Source organism: Citrifermentans bremense R1 (assembly GCF_000426865.1).
Lineage (GTDB): Bacteria > Desulfobacterota > Desulfuromonadia > Geobacterales > Geobacteraceae > Geomonas > Geomonas bremensis.
Map to the genome: position 1 here is coordinate 1 of NZ_AUGE01000046.1, position 17,251 is coordinate 17,251.

15 protein-coding genes and 1 pseudogene are annotated in these 17,251 nt (G+C 58.0%); 11 read left to right on the forward strand and 5 right to left on the reverse strand.

What is annotated here, in order from left to right; genetic code table 11:
* Positions 1-211 (forward strand): annotated as a pseudogene (locus K419_RS23665) (integrase core domain-containing protein); the annotation flags it as partial.
* A gap of 403 nt (positions 212-614) precedes the next feature.
* On the opposite strand, the gene yhbY reads toward K419_RS23665, so the two are convergent.
* Positions 615-917 (reverse strand): ribosome assembly RNA-binding protein YhbY, encoded by a 303-nt coding sequence (gene yhbY, locus K419_RS0117765; RefSeq protein ID WP_026842752.1) that lies wholly within the window; start codon positions 915-917, stop codon positions 615-617.
* Between the two features lie 587 nt (positions 918-1,504).
* Here yhbY and pyrR point away from each other — a divergent pair.
* The 9 genes from pyrR to recG all read left to right on the forward strand — a co-directional run bounded on the left by pyrR (position 1,505) and on the right by recG (position 13,426).
* A complete protein-coding gene (gene pyrR, locus K419_RS0117770; RefSeq protein ID WP_012530327.1) occupies positions 1,505-2,038 on the forward strand; it encodes a bifunctional pyr operon transcriptional regulator/uracil phosphoribosyltransferase PyrR in 534 nt (177 codons plus the stop codon).
* 94 nt (positions 2,039-2,132) lie between these two features.
* A complete protein-coding gene (locus tag K419_RS0117775; RefSeq protein ID WP_026842753.1) occupies positions 2,133-3,065 on the forward strand; it encodes an aspartate carbamoyltransferase catalytic subunit in 933 nt (310 codons plus the stop codon).
* Between the two features lie 155 nt (positions 3,066-3,220).
* Positions 3,221-4,495, forward strand: coding sequence for a dihydroorotase (locus K419_RS0117780; RefSeq protein WP_026842754.1), 1,275 nt, complete (start codon positions 3,221-3,223; stop codon positions 4,493-4,495).
* Positions 4,496-4,630: 135 nt separating this feature from the next.
* Positions 4,631-5,755, forward strand: coding sequence for a glutamine-hydrolyzing carbamoyl-phosphate synthase small subunit (gene carA / locus K419_RS0117785; protein WP_026842755.1), 1,125 nt, complete (start codon positions 4,631-4,633; stop codon positions 5,753-5,755).
* Positions 5,756-5,805: 50 nt separating this feature from the next.
* On the forward strand, positions 5,806-6,717 hold the full coding sequence (locus tag K419_RS0117790) for a radical SAM protein (RefSeq protein WP_026842756.1): 912 nt from the start codon (positions 5,806-5,808) through the stop codon (positions 6,715-6,717).
* A 196-nt stretch (positions 6,718-6,913) separates the two neighbouring features.
* Entirely contained in the window at positions 6,914-10,162 is a 3,249-nt protein-coding gene (gene carB / locus K419_RS0117795) for a carbamoyl-phosphate synthase large subunit (protein WP_026842757.1), read from the forward strand.
* 108 nt (positions 10,163-10,270) lie between these two features.
* Positions 10,271-10,747 carry a transcription elongation factor GreA gene (greA, locus tag K419_RS0117800; protein ID WP_026842758.1) on the forward strand — a complete coding sequence of 159 codons (477 nt, stop codon included), beginning with the start codon at positions 10,271-10,273 and terminating at the stop codon, positions 10,745-10,747.
* 108 nt (positions 10,748-10,855) lie between these two features.
* The gene (locus K419_RS0117805; RefSeq protein ID WP_026842759.1) at positions 10,856-11,050 is read left to right on the forward strand and encodes a DUF1858 domain-containing protein; all 195 of its coding nucleotides are present in this window, start codon (positions 10,856-10,858) and stop codon (positions 11,048-11,050) included.
* Between the two features lie 57 nt (positions 11,051-11,107).
* Positions 11,108-13,426 carry an ATP-dependent DNA helicase RecG gene (gene recG, locus K419_RS0117810; protein ID WP_026842760.1) on the forward strand — a complete coding sequence of 773 codons (2,319 nt, stop codon included), beginning with the start codon at positions 11,108-11,110 and terminating at the stop codon, positions 13,424-13,426.
* Between the two features lie 362 nt (positions 13,427-13,788).
* On the opposite strand, the gene K419_RS0117820 is transcribed toward recG, so the two are convergent.
* The 3 genes from K419_RS0117820 to K419_RS23265 form a co-directional block, all read right to left on the reverse strand.
* Positions 13,789-14,400: a fibronectin type III domain-containing protein gene (locus K419_RS0117820; RefSeq protein WP_026842761.1), complete on the reverse strand. Its 612-nt coding sequence runs from the start codon at positions 14,398-14,400 to the stop codon at positions 13,789-13,791.
* A 402-nt stretch (positions 14,401-14,802) separates the two neighbouring features.
* Positions 14,803-15,105: a HigA family addiction module antitoxin gene (locus K419_RS0117825; RefSeq protein ID WP_012530337.1), complete on the reverse strand. Its 303-nt coding sequence runs from the start codon at positions 15,103-15,105 to the stop codon at positions 14,803-14,805.
* A gap of 10 nt (positions 15,106-15,115) precedes the next feature.
* The gene (locus K419_RS23265) at positions 15,116-15,304 is read right to left on the reverse strand and encodes a type II toxin-antitoxin system RelE/ParE family toxin (protein WP_318842541.1); all 189 of its coding nucleotides are present in this window, start codon (positions 15,302-15,304) and stop codon (positions 15,116-15,118) included.
* A gap of 879 nt (positions 15,305-16,183) precedes the next feature.
* Between K419_RS23265 and K419_RS23675 the strand changes: the two genes are divergently transcribed.
* Positions 16,184-16,660 (forward strand): hypothetical protein, encoded by a 477-nt coding sequence (locus K419_RS23675; protein WP_156912237.1) that lies wholly within the window; start codon positions 16,184-16,186, stop codon positions 16,658-16,660.
* A gap of 413 nt (positions 16,661-17,073) precedes the next feature.
* Here the strand turns inward: K419_RS23675 and K419_RS23270 are convergent.
* Positions 17,074-17,251: transposase (locus K419_RS23270; RefSeq protein ID WP_156912238.1), on the reverse strand; the 178-nt coding region annotated here is incomplete at its 5' end.

Consider the following 17,251-nt stretch of genomic DNA (forward strand, 5'->3'; position numbering starts at 1 on the left):
CAATATCTTCGTAGAACGGCTCTGGCGTAGCGTCAAGCACGAGGATGTGTACCTGAAAGGGTACGTCGACATGCTCGGATTACAGTTGGGTCTGACACAGTATTTCGAGTTTTACAACACGGAGCGGCCCCATCAATCGCTGGGCAACCGCACTCCAGTCGAGGTCTACCATACGGCCAGCGGCGGCGGAGCAAGAATCGTAGACAAATTTGTTGAGCGTAAAACCACGCTCAAAATCGGGGCAGCGCCGGTCAGCTGCGCGACCGGGCACCACCTTAAACTCGATGCTTTATTGTCTTGACTATAGGGTCCACTCAAAGGACACAGAGGCGGCACGGAGGAAAACCTAAAATCACAAGAAGGGTAAAACCTTAAAGCTTAAAATCACTCACCGCAGAGGAACACAGAGGGACACAGAGGAAAAACTTTGCTTTTCCTTCGTGTCCCTCTGTGGTGAAGGCCTTTGCTTTGTTTTGCCGCGAAAAAACCTTTGTGTCCTCAGTGAACCTTCGTGCCCTCTGTGTTCCGCTTTTATTTCGAGGTTTAGATCTATCCGAAGTTATCCGTGTTATCCGTTTGATCCGTGTGCAAAGCCTTTGACTTTCGCTGTAAGCTTACTTCTTCTCCGCCTTGGGGAGTTCCAGCTTAGGTTCCTTGGCCGGCTTGTAGAGGAGCAGGGTTCGCCCCAGCACCTGCGCCAGGTCGGCCTGGCATGCATTGCAGAGTTCTTCAGCCACGCTGTGGCGGTCCATCATGCAGCTCTCCAGCACCTTAACCTTGATCAACTCGTGGCTGGCCAGCGCCTCGCCGGTTTCGCGGATCAGCGCCTCGCTCACGTCGCTTTTTCCAACCTGGATCACCGGCTTCAGGCCATGTCCGAGCGCCCGGAGAAATCTCTTCTGTTTACCTGTCAACATCTAGTTCTTCCTTTTATCCATATTCCGAAACGGTGCGAGCTTTATAGCACTTTGCCCAGGGTAAGGCAAACCAGAAAGACCTTGCACACGGATTAAACGGAAATGACGGATAACTTCGGATAAACCCAAGGCCTTCGGGGTACACCCAGAAGCTTGTGGTTTTCCTGCTTCTGTTTTTACTCCGTGTTCCTCTGTGTCCTCTGTGGTGAGTCCTTTTACGCCTTAAGGTTTTACCCATCCTGTGGGTTTTGGGTCTTTTTCTGTGCTGCCCCTGTGTCCTCCGTGTCCTCTGTGGCGAAGGTCCTAAGATTTGGGAATCATTACTTTGTCTTAATCTATATCTCAATCTGTTTCTTCAACTTTCACCTTGACTCTCACCGGCCTCGGTGTTAGTTTGGTCAAAATTTATTCCCTGCCTTTTAATTTAGCCCCGTGAGGTTAGCAAAGGTGAGCATAAAGCCACTCTTTTACTATCTATTGGAAGAGCCTTTTCGCCCCTACGCGCGGAAAGGCTCTTTTTAGTTGAAACTAGGTCGGACCCGAAACAGCTTCAGGACAGGCTCTTATGCCGATAACAGGGGGTTATTATGGCTGACAACACGGTAATTCTGGACGGCAGCGGCGTCAAAAGGGCGCTCACCAGGATAGCCCACGAGGTGCTTGAGAAGAACAAGGGGGTCGAAGGGCTCGTCCTAGTCGGGATCCGGACCGGCGGCGTCTTCCTGGCGCAGGAACTCGCCGAGCGCCTGGTCGAGATCGAGGGGGTAGAAGTCCCCTGCGGAGCAGTGGACATCACCATGTACCGCGACGACATCAAGGGGCACGCCGAGCACCTGCCGGTCGGCAAAACCGAGCTTCCTTTCTCCATCGAGGGGAAGAAGGTGGTGCTGGTCGACGACGTGCTCTTCACCGGGCGCACCATCCGCGCCGCCATGGACGCGCTGATGGACCAAGGGCGTGCCTCCTGCATCCAGCTCGCCGTCCTGGTGGACCGCGGGCACCGCGACCTCCCCATCCGCGCCGACTTCGTGGGGCGCAACGTCCCGACCAGCAGGAGCGAGAACATCGTCGTCGCTTTCGATGCCGGCAACAAGCCGACGGAAGTGATCCTGCAGAAATAAAAACTTCCTCCTCTACGGGGGGAAGCCATAAATTGTTGTCGTTTGCTTTAACGCTGGAGCGCGCCGGTGCGCTCCGCAAACCGAGGGGGGGACCATGGGTTTCAGGCACAAAGACATCATCGCCCTGAAGGATCTGACCAAGGAGGAGATCACGCTCCTTCTGGACACCGCTGACAGTCTCAGCGAGATCAACCAGCGGGACATCAAAAAGGTGCCGACGCTGCGCGGCAAGACGGTGATCAACCTCTTTTACGAGGCATCCACCAGGACCCGCACCTCGTTCGAGATTGCCGCCAAGAGGCTTTCCGCCGATGCGGTGAACATCACCGCGTCCACCAGTTCCGTGGTCAAGGGCGAGACACTGTCCGACACCGCCAACAACCTCCTCGCCATGAAGCCCGACATCATCGTGATGCGCCACGCCGTTTCCGGCGCCCACGAATACTTAGCCAAGCGGGTATCCTGCTCGGTCATCAACGCCGGCGACGGCGCCCACGAGCACCCTTCCCAGGGGCTTTTGGACATGCTCACCATGCGCCAGAAGTTCGGCAAGCTGGATGGGCTGAAGGTAGCCATCATCGGCGACATCACCCACAGCCGCGTGGCCCGCTCCGACATCTACGGCCTCACCACCATGGGCTCCCAAGTATTCCTCGCCGGTCCGCCGACCATGATGCCGGTAGGCATCGAGCGGCTTGGCAACGTCACGGTCTGCAAGGACATGCGTGAGGCCGTGGACAAGGCCGATGTGGTGATGATGCTGAGGATCCAGTTGGAGCGCCAGGGCAAGACCCTTCTCCCCAGCATGCGCGAATACTCGCGCTACTTCGGGCTCAACCCCGAAGTGCTCGGCCTGGCCAAGAAGAACGCCATCGTCATGCATCCCGGTCCCATCAACCGCGGCGTGGAGCTCGCCTCCTCGGTCGCCGACTGCGACCAGTCCGCCATCCTGACCCAGGTGGAAAACGGCGTGGCAGTGCGCATGGCGATGCTGTACCACGTCTGCGGCGGCGAGCCGGTGGAATAACCAAGAAACCGTTCAACGTTCAACGTTAGGCAAAACAGGATGTTGAACCGGCGCCTTTACTGGATGGAGGAGCCGTCCCGGTTCGGGTGCCACAGGCTGTGCCGCAACTTGAACCTTGAACGTTGAACGTTGAACCTTTTTTAGGGGGGTAAGAGATGAATCTTTTGATAAAAGGCGGGCGTGTGATTGATCCTTCTCAGGGGATAGATGCGAACCTCGATGTCCTGATCGCCGACGGCGTCGTGCTCGAACTGGGGCAGGGGCTTGCCGCGCCGGAGGGGACTCCGGCCATCGACGCCAGCGGGCTGATCGTGACGCCCGGGCTCATCGACATGCACGTGCACCTGCGCGACCCGGGCCTGGAATACAAGGAAGACATCGCCACCGGCAGCCGCTCCGCTGCGGCGGGGGGCTTCACCTCGGTTGCCTGCATGCCGAACACCTCGCCGGTCATCGACAGCAAGGCCATCGCTTCCTACATCATCAACAAGGCCAAAAGCGAGGCGCTGGTCAACGTCTTCCCGATCGGCTGCATCACCAAGGGAGGCAAGGGTGAGAGCCTCGCCGAAATGGGCGAGCTCAAGGAAGCTGGTTGCGTCGGGGTTTCCGACGACGGCAAGCCGGTCTGCAACTCCGAGCTGATGCGCCGCGCCCTCGAGTACGCCAAAGGGATCGGCATTGCCGTCATCTCGCACTCCGAGGACCTGGCCCTCGTGGGAGAAGGGGTCATGAACGAAGGGTTCGTCTCCACCGAACTTGGGCTGAAGGGGATCCCCTGGGCTGCCGAAGACATCGCAGTGGCCCGCGAGGTGTACCTGGCCGAGTTCGCCGGAGCCCCGGTGCACATTGCGCACATCTCCACCGTGGGGTCGGCCCGCATCATCCGCAACGCGAAGGCGCGCGGCGTCAAGGCAACCTGCGAGACCGCGCCGCACTACTTCACCCTGACCGACGAGGCGGTGCGCGGCTACGAAACCAATGCCAAGATGAACCCGCCTTTGAGAAGCGCTGCAGACGTCGAGGCCATGAAGGCCGGCCTTGCCGACGGCACCATCGACGCCATCGCCACGGATCATGCGCCGCACCACCCGGACGAGAAGGACGTGGAATTCAACGTCGCCCTGAACGGCATCGTAGGCCTTGAGACCTCGCTTCCCCTCTCGCTCAAGCTCGTCGAAGAGGGGCGCCTGGACCTGAACCAGCTGGTTTCGCTCATGTCCTGCACCCCGGCGAAGATCCTCGGTCTCGACCGCGGCACCTTGAAGGTCGGGGCCGTGGGTGACGTCACCGTCATCGACCCGGCCAAGGAGTGGCAGGTAGAGGCGGCGAAGCTGGAGTCGAAGTCCAAGAACTCCCCCTTCCTTGGCTGGAAGATGAAGGGGAGGGCGGTCTACACCGTCGTGAAGGGGCAGGTGGTGTACCAGGCGTAGTTCGCTCCTCCCCCTCCTGGGGAGGGAACCATAGAGCAACTCCTTGGTTGATCAAGCAGTGACATCTACAACGATGTGAGATTTATAGGCGCCTGTCAGGCGCGGCAGAAATATAACGGACTTGGGAGAAGAAACATGAAAGCAGTACTTGCTCTGGCGGACGGCCGGATTTTCAAGGGTAAGGCCTTCGGCGCGACGGGCGAAACAAGCGGCGAGGTGGTGTTCAACACCGCCATGTCCGGCTACCAGGAAGTCCTCACCGACCCTTCCTACAAGGGGCAGATGGTCACCATGACCTACACCCAGATCGGCAACACCGGCATCAACCCGGAAGACGTGGAAAGCGGGCAGCTCTACCTGTCCGGCTTCATCGTCAGGGAGTACCTGGACTGCTATTCCAACTACCGCGCCACCATGAGCCTCGACGCTTATCTCAAGGAGAACGGCATCGTCGGCATCCAGGGGATCGACACCCGCGCCCTGACCCGCCACCTGCGCGACAAGGGCGCCCAAAACGGCATCATCTCCACCATCGACTTCGATCCCGAGAGCCTGGCCAGGAAGGCGCGCGCCATCCCCTCCATGAGCGGTCTGGACCTTGCCACCGGCGTCACCTGCAGCGCCCCGTACCACTGGACCGAAGGTCTGTGGGACCTGAAGAGCGGCTACCCGCAGGTCGACCGCAAGGATTTGAAGTACAAGGTCGTGGCCTACGACTTCGGCATCAAGCTGAACATCCTGCGCTGCCTGGTTTCAGCCGGCTGCGACGTCACCGTGGTGCCGGCGACCTTCCCTGCGGAGTCCGCGCTCGCCATGAACCCGGACGGCATCTTCCTTTCCAACGGCCCGGGCGACCCTGAGCCGATGAAGGAAGTCATCGAGAACATCAAGAAATTCGTCGGCAAGAAGCCGATCTTCGGCATCTGCCTTGGACACCAGCTCATGGGCCTTGCCCTGGGCGGCCGCACCATCAAGCTCAAGTTCGGCAACCACGGCTCCAACCTTCCGGTCATGGACTTGGCCACGAGAAAGGTCGAGATCACCGCGCAGAACCACGGCTTCTCCGTCGACATCCTGTCGCTCAATAACGTGGCCGGCTTGGCGCACGAGAACCTGAACGACCAGACCGTCGAAGGTATGGCGCACAAGACCCTCCCCATCTTCTCGGTGCAACACCACCCCGAGGCGTCCCCCGGGCCGCACGACTCGCACTACCTGTTCGACAGGTTCGTCGAGATGATGGAGAAGCACAAGGCGTAGGAAGCACGGCGCAAGTTCAACTGCTAGCCGAAGGAAGACAGCGTAAGGTCATGAACTACCACGAGCTTTACCGCAGCGGAGAGTTGGCGCGGCGCATCAAGGCGGCATATGCCCGCCTGGCCGCCTGCGACATCTGCCCGCACGCCTGCGGGGTGAACCGGCTGGCCGGGGAAAGCGGCCTTTGCAAAAGCGCGAAGACGGTGCGCATAGCCTCCGCCGCCATCCACCGGGGAGAGGAGCCCCCCATCTCAGGGACGCGCGGCTCCGGGACCATCTTCCTCTCCGGTTGCACGCTGAACTGCAAGTTCTGCCAGAACTTCCCCATCAGCCAACTGCGTAACGGCAAGGACCTGACCCCGGGAGAGTTGGCGGGGAAAATGCTCGGGCTGCAACAAAAGGGTGCGCACAACATAAACTTCGTCACCCCGACGCACTTCACGCCGCAGATCCTGGCCGCCCTCTACCTCGCCATCCGCAAGGGGTTCACGCTCCCCATCGTCTGGAACACGAGCGGGTACGAGAGCCTCGAAACGCTGGCGCTTCTGGATGGGGTGGTGGACATCTACCTCCCGGACATGAAGTACTGCTCCGACGAGGTGGCGGTGCGGCTCTCCGGGGCGCCGGGATACACCGAAGCGAACCGGCAGGCGCTTATCGAGATGCTGAGGCAGGTGGGGCAGCTTCGTTGCGATGAGGACGGCATCGGTGAGAGGGGTTTGATCGTTCGCCACCTGGTCCTGCCGCAGGGGCAGGCGGGGAGCGCGGAGACGTTAGGCTGGATCGCCGAGAACCTCGGCGCCGAAACGCACGTAGCGCTTATGAGCCAGTTCTTCCCGGCGCATGCAGCCGCAGAGACGCCCGGCATAGACAGAAGGATAACCGCAGAGGAGTACGCCGAGGCGGTAGAGGCGCTCGAAGAGCTGGATCTGGAAAATGGTTGGGTCCAGGAAGAGCCGCTTTAAGACTTTAAAACAGAAAAAAAGCATTACCACAGAGGTCACCGAGGCACACGGAGGTCGCAGAGGAAAACCAAAAACGCTGGGTAAAACCTCAAAGTCTTAGTTTTTCCTTTTCCTCTGCGACCCCCTGTGAACCTCTGGGTCCTCTGTGGTAATGCTTTTCACGCTTTTCAAGATTTATAACAGGGAGACAGTTTCAATGCCTAAACGCACAGACATCAAGAAGATCCTCATTATCGGCGCGGGCCCGATCGTCATCGGCCAGGCGTGCGAGTTCGACTACTCCGGTACCCAGGCCTGCAAGGCGCTCAAGGAAGAGGGGTTCGAGGTGGTGCTCCTGAACTCCAACCCGGCCACCATCATGACCGACCCGGACTTCGCCGACTTCACCTATATCGAACCGGTCACCCCGGAGATCCTCGCGGCGATCATCGAGAAGGAGCGCCCCGACGCGCTGCTCCCGACCCTGGGGGGGCAGACGGCGCTGAACACGGCCGTGGCGGTAGCGGAAAACGGCACCCTGGAGAAGTTCGGGGTGGAGCTGATCGGCGCGAAACTCCCCGCCATCAAGAAGGCTGAGGACCGCACCCTGTTCAAGGAGGCGATGGTCAGGATCGGCCTCGACGTCCCGAGATCGGGTCTCGCCCACAACTACCAGGAGGCGATGGAGGTCATCAAGTACGTCGGCTTCCCGGCCATCATCCGTCCTTCCTTCACCCTGGGGGGCACCGGCGGCGGCATCGCCTACAACATGGAAGAGTACGAGCGCATGTCCATGGCCGGCATCGAGGCGTCGCCTACCGACGAGATCCTGGTCGAGGAGTCGCTGATCGGCTGGAAGGAGTACGAACTGGAGGTTATGAGGGATACCGCGGACAACGTGGTCATCATCTGCTCCATCGAGAACTTCGACGCCATGGGCGTGCACACCGGCGACTCCATCACGGTGGCGCCTGCACAGACCCTCACCGACAAGGAATACCAGATCCTGCGCGACGCCTCCCTGAAGATCATCCGCGAGATCGGCGTCGACACCGGCGGCTCCAACATCCAGTTCGGCACCAACCCGAAAAACGGCCGGCTCATCGTCATCGAGATGAACCCGCGCGTCTCCCGCTCCTCGGCGCTCGCCTCGAAGGCCACCGGCTTCCCGATCGCGAAGATCGCCGCGAAACTCGCCGTCGGCTACACGCTGGACGAGATCACCAACGACATCACCAAGGAGACGCCGGCCTGCTTCGAGCCGACCATCGACTACGTGGTCACCAAGGTGCCGCGCTTCACCTTCGAGAAGTTCCCCGCTGCCGACGCCACCCTCACCACCCAGATGAAGTCGGTGGGCGAGGTCATGTCCATCGGCCGCACCTTCAAGGAGTCCTTCCAGAAGGCGCTCCGCTCGCTGGAGATCGGCTCCTGCGGCTTCGAGTCCAAGTTCTTCGGCATCGCGGGCGACACCCGCCGCGCGCTCACCGAAAAAGAGCGCAACCTCCTGAACGACAAGCTGAGAACCCCCAACTGCGACCGCCTCTGGTACGTAGGCGACGCCTTCCGCTGCGGCATGAGCGTGGAGGAGATCTACGCCCTTACCGCCATCGACCCCTGGTTCCTGAACAACATCCGCCAGATCATCGAGATGGAGGAGGAATTCAAGCAGATAAACATCAAGAATGAATCCGGCGAGAAGCTGCACGACATCCTCTGGGACGCGAAACGCTACGGTTTCTCCGACAAGTTCCTCTCCCAGCTCTGGAAGATAGCAGAAGCCGAGGTGCGCGAACTGCGTCTGTCCGTCGGCGTCAAGCCGGTCTTTAAAAGGGTCGATACCTGCGCCGCCGAGTTCGTGGCGCACACCCCGTACCTCTACTCCACCTACGAGGAAGAGTGCGAGGCCGAGCCCACCGACAAGAAGAAGATCATCATCCTCGGCGGCGGACCCAACCGTATCGGCCAGGGGATCGAGTTCGACTACTGCTGCGTGCACGGCGTATTCGCCCTCTCCGAGGACGGCTACGAGACCATCATGGTCAACTGCAACCCGGAGACCGTTTCCACCGACTACGACACCTCGGACCGCCTCTACTTCGAGCCGCTCACCTTCGAGGACGTGCTGAACATCGTGGACGTCGAGAAGCCGACCGGCGTCATCGTGCAGTTCGGCGGCCAGACCCCGCTGAAACTCGCCGTGGCTCTTGAGAAGGCGGGGGTTCCCATCATCGGCACCTCGCCCGACGCCATCGACCGCGCCGAAGACCGCGAGCGCTTCCAGGAGATGCTGCAAAAGCTCAAGCTCAGGCAGCCCGAAAACGGCACCGCCCGCTCCTTCGAGGAGTCCGAGGTGGTCGCCGAGCGTATCGGCTACCCTGTCGTGGTGCGCCCCTCCTACGTTCTCGGCGGACGCGCCATGGAGATCGTGTACGACGTGGAGAACCTGCGCCGCTACATGCACACAGCGGTACAGGCTTCGCCCGAGCACCCGATCCTGATCGACAAGTTCCTGGACGAGGCGATCGAGATCGACGTCGACGCTCTTTGCGACGGCCAAGTCGCCGTCATCGGCGGCATCATGGAGCACATCGAGGAGGCGGGCATCCACTCCGGCGACTCGGCCTGCTCGCTGCCGCCTTACTCCATCTCCAAGGAGATCGTCGAGGAGATCAGGTGCCAGACCAAGATGATGGCGCTGGAGCTGAACGTGAAGGGGCTCATGAACGTGCAGTTCGCCGTCAAGGGGAACGACATCTACATCATCGAGGTCAACCCCCGCGCCTCGCGCACCTCTCCCTTCGTCTCCAAGGCGACCGGGAGGCCCTTGGCGAAGATCGCAGCGCGCGTCATGGCGGGCAAGACCCTGGCCGAACTAGGTGTAACCGACGAGATCGTGCCGGTCCATATCTCGGTCAAGGAATCCGTCTTCCCCTTCGCCAAGTTCCCCGGCGTCGACACCATCCTGGGGCCGGAGATGAAGTCGACCGGCGAGGTCATGGGGATCGGCGACACCTTCGCCAAGGCGTACGCCAAGGCGCAGATGGGGGCGAACGTGAAGCTCCCGACCTCAGGTAAAGTGTTCATTTCAGTGAAGGACACGGACAAAAAACATATTGTCAGCGCTGCAAAAAGACTGTATGATCAGGGCTTCGAATTGGTTGCTACACGCGGCACGGCGAGTTATCTGCAGGAAAAAGGGATCCCCGTTCAGGTAGTAAACAAGGTAATCGAAGGACGCCCCCACATAGTCGATGCGATCAAGAACAACGAGATTTGCATGGTCATCAACACCACCCACGGTGCGCAGGCCGTTGCCGATTCCTACTCGATCCGCAGGAACACCCTGATCAACAACGTCGCTTACTACACCACAGCCTCCGGCGCGAGAGCGGCGGTAGACGGTATCATAGCGATGTCCAAGTCGAAGCTGGAAGTCAACTCGATCCAGCACTACTTGAAGTAACCGATGGACCCGGCAGCGTGATATTGCGCTCCCTCAAAAATAGAAAACGCTGACTGACGGGGGGCCAAAAGGCCCCCCTACAAGTTCATCAACAGGAGCAGAAAACCGATGTCTCAGACAGTTCCATTGACCAAGGAGAGTTACGAAGCCCTTCAGGAAGACCTGAAACGCCTGATAAAGGAAGAGCGCCCCAAGGTGATCCAGGATATCGCCGAGGCGAGGGCCCATGGTGACCTTTCCGAAAACGCGGAGTATGACGCCGCCAAGAACCGTCAGGGTTTCATCGAAGGCCGTATCCTCGAACTGCAGGACAAACTGGCGCGGGCCTACGTGGTCGACCTTTCCAACCTGAAGCCGGACAAGGTGGTTTTCGGCGCTACGGTGACGGTCTACGACACCGCGACCGAAGAAGAGGTCACCTACAAGATCGTCGGCGAGGATGAGGCCGACATCAAGCAGTGCAAGATTTCCTGCACCTCCCCAGTAGGCAAGGCCCTCATCGGGCACAAACTGGACGACAGCGTCAGGGTGAGCGTCCCCTCGGGCGTCAAAGAGTACGAGATCATCGAGATCCGCTACGAATAGCGCCGGCTTCGCGATTTGCGCGGATGCCCGGATCAAGGACTGGACAGGGTGCGCCCCGTCCGGCAGCACAGAAGGATCAATACGCCAAGCGCGTAACAGGAGGATTAAATGTCTCAGGTAACCAAGGATATGACTTTTGCCGCAGTAATGAGGATGCACCCGGACGTCGTCAAGGTGCTCGCCAAATACAACCTCGGCTGCATCGGCTGCATGGGTGCACAGAACGAGTCCCTGGAGCAGGGATGCGCGGCCCACGGCATCAACGTGGACGAGATCGTCGCCGACATCAACAAGCTTTTCTAGCAGTTTCCGCTGCCTGGCGCGGGTTTCCCGCGCCGGGCGCTCTGACTCTCCCTCCACATGCCGACCATCACGCTCGCGCCAGACGGGTCCATCCCGCTTCCGGAACAGCTCAGGAATGATCTGAAGCTCCGCCCGGGGGACCTGGTGAACGTAGAGGTCGTCGACGGGACCCTCCGTATCTCCAAGCAGAAACCAGCCAAAGAAACACGCTCTACCCCCCCTGCAGCAACGTCCGCCGCTGCCGCCGCGCAGGCAGCCGTCCCCGAAGAACTGAAGACCCCGATGCAGAGCATCAAGGGGGTAGGGCCGAAGCTTGCCGCCACCCTTTCCAAAAAGGGGCTGAACACGGTCGAGGACGCGCTATATCTTCTCCCCAACCGCTACGAGGATCGCCGCGAACTAAAGAAAATAGCGCAGCTGCGCCCAGGCAACAGCGAGGCCTTCTTTGCCACAGTCGTTTCCGCCGCGGCGCAGACCACCAAGGGGGGACGGCGCTACTTCGAGGCCATCGTCAAGGACGATACCGGGAGCCTGCCGCTCAAGTGGTTTCATTTTCACCCCAACTTCCTGAAGAAACAGCTGGTCCCCGGGAGGCAGGGGATCTTCATCGGCGACGTCGCCCAGTTCGGCTTCCAGCGCGAGATGCACCACCCCGAAGTCGAGTGGGCCGCGGAGGGTGAGGACCTGTCCCAGGTGATGGCGCGCGACCCCGACAACTTCGGCAGCATACTTCCGGTCTATCCACTCACCGAGGGGGTGAGCCAGAAGGTGATGCGCCGCATCATGCGCGACGCCGTGCAGCGTTACAGCCGCTACGTGAAGGGGGCGCTTCCCGATGAGCTTCTGCAGCGCCACAAGCTCCTCACGCTTCCCGTGGCGCTACGCGAGGCGCACCTCCCTGCCCAGGACAGCGACCTCTCCGCGCTCAACAGCGGCCGCAGCGCGGCACATCGCTCGCTCGCCTTCGACGAGCTCTTTTTCCTGCAGTTGGGGCTCGCCCTGAAGAGGCGCGGCATAGCGGTCGAGGACGGCATCAGCTTCAAGGTGACCCACCGCTACACCAAGGAACTCCTCAAGCTGCTTCCCTTCAGCCTGACGGCTGCTCAGAAACGGGTCCTCTCCGAGATAAAGGAAGACATGATGTCGCCCCATCCGATGCACCGGCTGGTGCAGGGGGACGTGGGCTGCGGCAAGACGCTCGTTGCCCTCATGGCCGCCCTCGTCTGCGTCGAGAACGACTTCCAGGTCGCCATCATGGCCCCCACCGAGCTTCTGGCCGAACAGCACTACCTGAACATCCATGGCTACTGCGAGAAACTGGGCATAGGCGTGACGCTCCTGACTGCGAGCGTGAAGGGGAAGGGTGACACGCTGGGTAAAATCGCTTCCGGCGCCACCCAGATCGTGGTGGGGACCCATGCCGTGATCCAGGAGAAGGTGGAGTTTCACCGGCTGGGGTTCGGGATCATCGACGAGCAGCACCGCTTCGGCGTGGTGCAGCGCGCCCAGTTGAAGAAGAAGGGGGCGAGCCCCGACATACTGGTGATGACGGCGACTCCCATTCCGCGCACCCTCTCCATGACCGTCTTTGGAGATCTCTCGCTATCGGTCATCGACGAGCTGCCGCCGGGGAGGACACCCATAGAGACGCGTATGGTGCGCGAGTCGCGGCGCAAGGAAGTGTATGCGCTGGTGAGGGAGGAGGCAGCGAAGGGAAGGCAGGCCTACGTCATCTATCCCCTGGTCGAGGAGACCGAGAAGAGCGACCTGAAGGCTGCAGTGCAAATGGCCGAGCACCTGGCGCAGGATGTTTTTCCGGACCTGCGCGTCGCCGTCCTCCACGGGCGCATGCCCGCCGCCGAGAAGGAAGCGGTGATGAAGGAGTTCAAGGCGGGGACTACCGACATCCTGGTCGCCACCACGGTCATCGAGGTCGGCATCGACGTCCCCAACGCCACCGTAATGGTCATCGAACACGCCGAGCGGTTCGGTCTTTCCCAACTGCACCAGTTGCGGGGGAGGGTGGGGCGCGGCAGCGAGCGCTCCCGCTGCATCCTGCTCGCCGGGGACAAGCTCTCCGAGGACGGCCAGAAACGTCTTGAGGTAATGGTGCAGAGCTCCGACGGCTTCGTCATCGCCGAGGCCGACCTTCAGATCAGGGGACCCGGCGACTTCCTGGGCACCAGGCAGGCGGGGCTTCCCGAATTGCGGGTGGCGGACATCCTGCGGGACGGCGGCGTGCTGGAGCAGGCGCGCAAAGACGCCTTCGCCCTGGTCGAGCGCGACCCGGAGCTGTCCGCGCCCGGACACGAACGTCTGCGCGGGGAAATGATGCTCCGCTGGGGCGGGAGGTTGGAGCTCGCCAGCATCGGGTGACTCGCTGAATTCGGTCGAGTCCTGTAACACTAGGTCGATTTTCCGAACAACTCGGTCAAGTCCTCGAACAACCTGATCAAGTCCGCGAACAACTTAGGCGAGTCCTCGAACAACTTAGGCAAGTCCTCGAACAACTTAGGCAAGTCCTCGAACAACTTGGTCAAGTCGTCGAACAACTTGGTCATCTTTTTTCAAAAACGGTGGTGGTTTGAAAAAAAACTGGAAGGTTTTTGTCGGTTTTGATGGGCAGGTTTTGGGGCGAGTCCTTCTTAATGCAGGATGTTTGGAATGAAAGTCACCATCGCCTGCTCGAGTCGGATATGAGACCAGGCGATGGTGGACAGCTCTATAGGCGACGATAGTTAGATGGCCATCATGCTCATAAAATTCGTCCAGGAACCCGGGCCGGAGGGCGCGATCGCCCTGATTCTGAAGTAGAACATCTTTCCGGGAGTAAGGCCAGCTATTTCGATCCGGTTCACCCGACAGGAGGTAGTGAGGTGTCTCCAGTTGCTCTCCGTCATGGGATCGCCGTCGCAGCCCCACACCTCGTAGCTTTTGGCGCCTTTGACAGCATTCGCTCTGGCCACGATAGTATGTCCGTCATAGACCATTCTGCTGTTTTCCGGCGCGGTCAAAATGCCTGCTGTACGCTTTGTTATCGGCTGTTGTTGCTGCAGCCCGAGCTTTTGGGGAATGGTAGGGTCCTGGGTCCCAGCCAACAACGCCATTCCGCGGAAGAGCCCCAACTGGGCGCTGACTTCTTGCCGGACTGCTTGCAGTTCCCCCTCCTTTTCGCGGTTTCCCCCCAGGACCTCGTTGAACAGGCCCAGGTGACGATCATGGGAGGACTTGAGCTTCTGAGGGTTCGGCAGCACCGTGAAGATACTTTCCAGGACGGAGTCCTTAGTCAAAAACTCTCCTGTCAAGCGAATCACCTCTTCGTCGCTCCCCCCACCAAATAGGTTTTTCATAGAGGTACCTCCGTTGTTGGGTTAAAAATCTCCAATATCTTAACCCTGCCTTCCGGCAAAGCAAGTCGCACCCCAAAATTTAACTCGAAGCCTTTCCAATATCACCTGCCCCAGTGTTCCTCAACAGCGAAAAGTCAAAGGCATTGCACACAGATTGGACGGAAACATCGCGGATAACTTCAGATTAATCAAAAAAGGCTTCGGGTGGCACCGGGTGGCACCAAGAGCACCACGGCTGAAAACGCAAAAAGGGGGCAGGCGTCGCATGAAGCAAGGCGCCTGTGCCCTTTACTTTAAGTATTATCTGTTGTTCTGCTGGCTTTAGCTGAAAACCTCTGTGACCTCCGTGAACCTCGGTGCCCTCTGTGTTCCGCCTTTTGCCTTTTTGAAGAATATTGTCGGCTACGCTGCCTGCGAGAGCGGATGTACTTGGCGCACCTTTTGTGCGAGTTCCTTTTCTGCTGTTTTCAGATCGAAGCTGGTTTGCAGATTCATCCAATACGTCGGCGTCTGACTAAAGGCTTTGCCGAAGAGTAAGGCCAACTCCGCAGTCACAGGGCGTGTACCCTTGATGACGTGCGAAACTCGCATAGGAGAAACGCCGATAGCTTTGGCAAAAGCAGTCTGCGTGACGGTAAGGTCATCAAGTATTTCTTTTAAGAATACTCCAGGATGAATGGGAGGCAGATTATTTGTATAGGACATAAGGGTCTCCTCAGTGATAGTCGGTTATCTCGACCAGGGTAGCGTCACCATCTGCGGAGGAAAAACAAATTCGCCACTGGTCGTTGATTCTTATACTCCACTGTCTGGCCCTGTTTCCGGAAAGAGCTTCGAGCCGATTCGAAGGCGGCATCAGCAAATCCGTGACTTCGCGTGCGCTGTCCAACTGCGTCAGACGCATGGCCGCACGAGCGAGGATGTCCGGAGGAAGCTTTTTGGACTTACCCTAGTAAAGAGCCTTTCGGTTTCTTTGTTGCCAAACGATACAATCATTGCGTCAACTGTAAACAAATTGTTTATGGGTGTCAATTCTGAACTGAGGAAAGCACGGGGGGAGGCGGTCGGACTTAGCCTCGGGAGGTGAATATCTGTCGCAAAAGGCAAGATAATACCTGAGCCACTGCAAGTACTCCGCATGACTTGACGGCGGGACCCTCGACTGCTTCAGAAGGGCCATAAACGCCGACAAGATTGGTTCAGGGATACCATTCATCACTTGACCTTTGACATGGATGGTAGATGTCTATATATTGCGATTGTTTAAGTTGCGTCAATGAAATATGCATATTGATATGGTTTGCACAGTCGATTCTGGGGGAGGAGGGGGGATGGACAGTTTTCTGTCCATCCCCCCAATTGGCACAAAATCCGGTCGCTACAGTCTGCCATATCAGTGGGTTACGTCAATTGGTTTGGTAAAAAAATTTAATGTTGAGCGGCGACAAGGGGGGATGACGGCAACTTCCCTCTAATTACATAGTTGGAAAAAAAAGGTGTACTTGAAATGTCTGATCAGATTTGTCCTAAATGCAATATTGCTGAATGCTGCAACCATATCGTGATGAAATGGAGAAACCTTCGACCTAATGAACTCGATAAGAAGATATCCGAGTTTATGGAATCCACTAAAACCGATTTTGCTACCACTAGATCTAGATTTCTGCATGAGTCCCATATCCTAGACAACGATTTCTCTACACGGCTCGCACAAGCATTCACGAGACTTGCACCTCATTACATCGACAACATCACTGAGAATTTGCTCCGTAAATGGGAAGAAATGAGTGATGAAGACGTTGAACTTGAATTGGTGAATCTCCAGACTGAGAAGAGCAAGGAAGAGTTTTATCACATCTGGGGTCTTATATATCCTGAGGAGTTGAAAGCGAGACTAGAAAATCTTTTGAATAATGTAATACCAACAGTCAGGCATATTAATCGGATCAAGATGCTCGATATATGGGAGCATTTATCAGATGAAGAGCTTACATCAAAAGTTAAAACAGAACTCTTTGGTACGGGCTGGAACTCCAGTACATCTCACTTCACGTTTGTTAGGGATTTATATCCCAAAATAGTAAGCGAAAAGTTGAGAAAGCGAGTTGACTGCGTTTTGCTGTCACTCATGGATCCAAGAAAACCAATTGACAGTGACATGGCACTATATGTGTGTAGTCATCTGGATATCGCTGGTACTGTTGAGGCATATCAAGAGCTAGTTCGCCAGATGAAGCAAGAGTCAAAGAATAACCAGTGATGAATTCCAACAAGGCGGCGACACACAGGCGCTGACGCGCTGGTGCGCCCCCACGCCGTTGGAAATAAGAATGAAAGAAATGGTTACCACTAACAATTTGACTGACTTCGTATGTATCTGTGAAAAATCGGATATCGACTTTGCGAGAATTACCTACGAATGTGGAGCCATGAAGTTTGTAAATGAACGTGCCCGATTCGAAAACGACGGAATGGTCAAAACCTATAAGTTTGAGGAAATTTATCTAGTGTCCGTCCGGAAAGGGCAGTTTTCTGAACTTCGTGGTGACAAAGATGTCCGAAATGCACCGAAATCGTTAAGAGCGTGCTAACGCACTGACAACTCCATTGCTCTTTCTCATTTTTAAGATGCACTCCCCCACATGTTCCGGCAGAGGCGGAAATCATTGCGCCTTAAGCTGCTGCTTCGGCTTTGGCTGATTCCAGTCTGATCCTGGCGATCACCTGCAGGTTATAGGCGAAGATCGAACTCCAGAGATAGCGCTTGAAGCCTTCCCAGCCCTTCCAGTTGCATCGGTCCAGACCGAAGGCGCGCTTCAGAGTCGAGATGTTCGCTTCGATGCCGGCCCGG

What these genes read in the sequence shown, in the direction of transcription:
- K419_RS0117775 (WP_026842753.1), top strand. Translation starts at nt 2,133, where the DNA reads ATGGGTTTCAGGCACAAAGACATCATCGCCCTGAAGGATCTGACCAAG.
- carB (WP_026842757.1), top strand. Translation starts at nt 6,914, where the DNA reads ATGCCTAAACGCACAGACATCAAGAAGATCCTCATTATCGGCGCGGGC.
- K419_RS0117780 (WP_026842754.1), top strand. Translation starts at nt 3,221, where the DNA reads ATGAATCTTTTGATAAAAGGCGGGCGTGTGATTGATCCTTCTCAGGGG.
- K419_RS0117825 (WP_012530337.1), bottom strand. Translation starts at nt 15,105, where the DNA reads ATGTCCTATACAAATAATCTGCCTCCCATTCATCCTGGAGTATTCTTA.
- K419_RS23265 (WP_318842541.1), bottom strand. Translation starts at nt 15,304, where the DNA reads ATGCGTCTGACGCAGTTGGACAGCGCACGCGAAGTCACGGATTTGCTG.
- K419_RS23675 (WP_156912237.1), top strand. Translation starts at nt 16,184, where the DNA reads ATGAGTGATGAAGACGTTGAACTTGAATTGGTGAATCTCCAGACTGAG.
- greA (WP_026842758.1), top strand. Translation starts at nt 10,271, where the DNA reads ATGTCTCAGACAGTTCCATTGACCAAGGAGAGTTACGAAGCCCTTCAG.
- K419_RS0117805 (WP_026842759.1), top strand. Translation starts at nt 10,856, where the DNA reads ATGTCTCAGGTAACCAAGGATATGACTTTTGCCGCAGTAATGAGGATG.
- K419_RS0117820 (WP_026842761.1), bottom strand. Translation starts at nt 14,400, where the DNA reads ATGAAAAACCTATTTGGTGGGGGGAGCGACGAAGAGGTGATTCGCTTG.
- K419_RS0117790 (WP_026842756.1), top strand. Translation starts at nt 5,806, where the DNA reads ATGAACTACCACGAGCTTTACCGCAGCGGAGAGTTGGCGCGGCGCATC.
- carA (WP_026842755.1), top strand. Translation starts at nt 4,631, where the DNA reads ATGAAAGCAGTACTTGCTCTGGCGGACGGCCGGATTTTCAAGGGTAAG.
- yhbY (WP_026842752.1), bottom strand. Translation starts at nt 917, where the DNA reads ATGTTGACAGGTAAACAGAAGAGATTTCTCCGGGCGCTCGGACATGGC.
- recG (WP_026842760.1), top strand. Translation starts at nt 11,108, where the DNA reads ATGCCGACCATCACGCTCGCGCCAGACGGGTCCATCCCGCTTCCGGAA.
- pyrR (WP_012530327.1), top strand. Translation starts at nt 1,505, where the DNA reads ATGGCTGACAACACGGTAATTCTGGACGGCAGCGGCGTCAAAAGGGCG.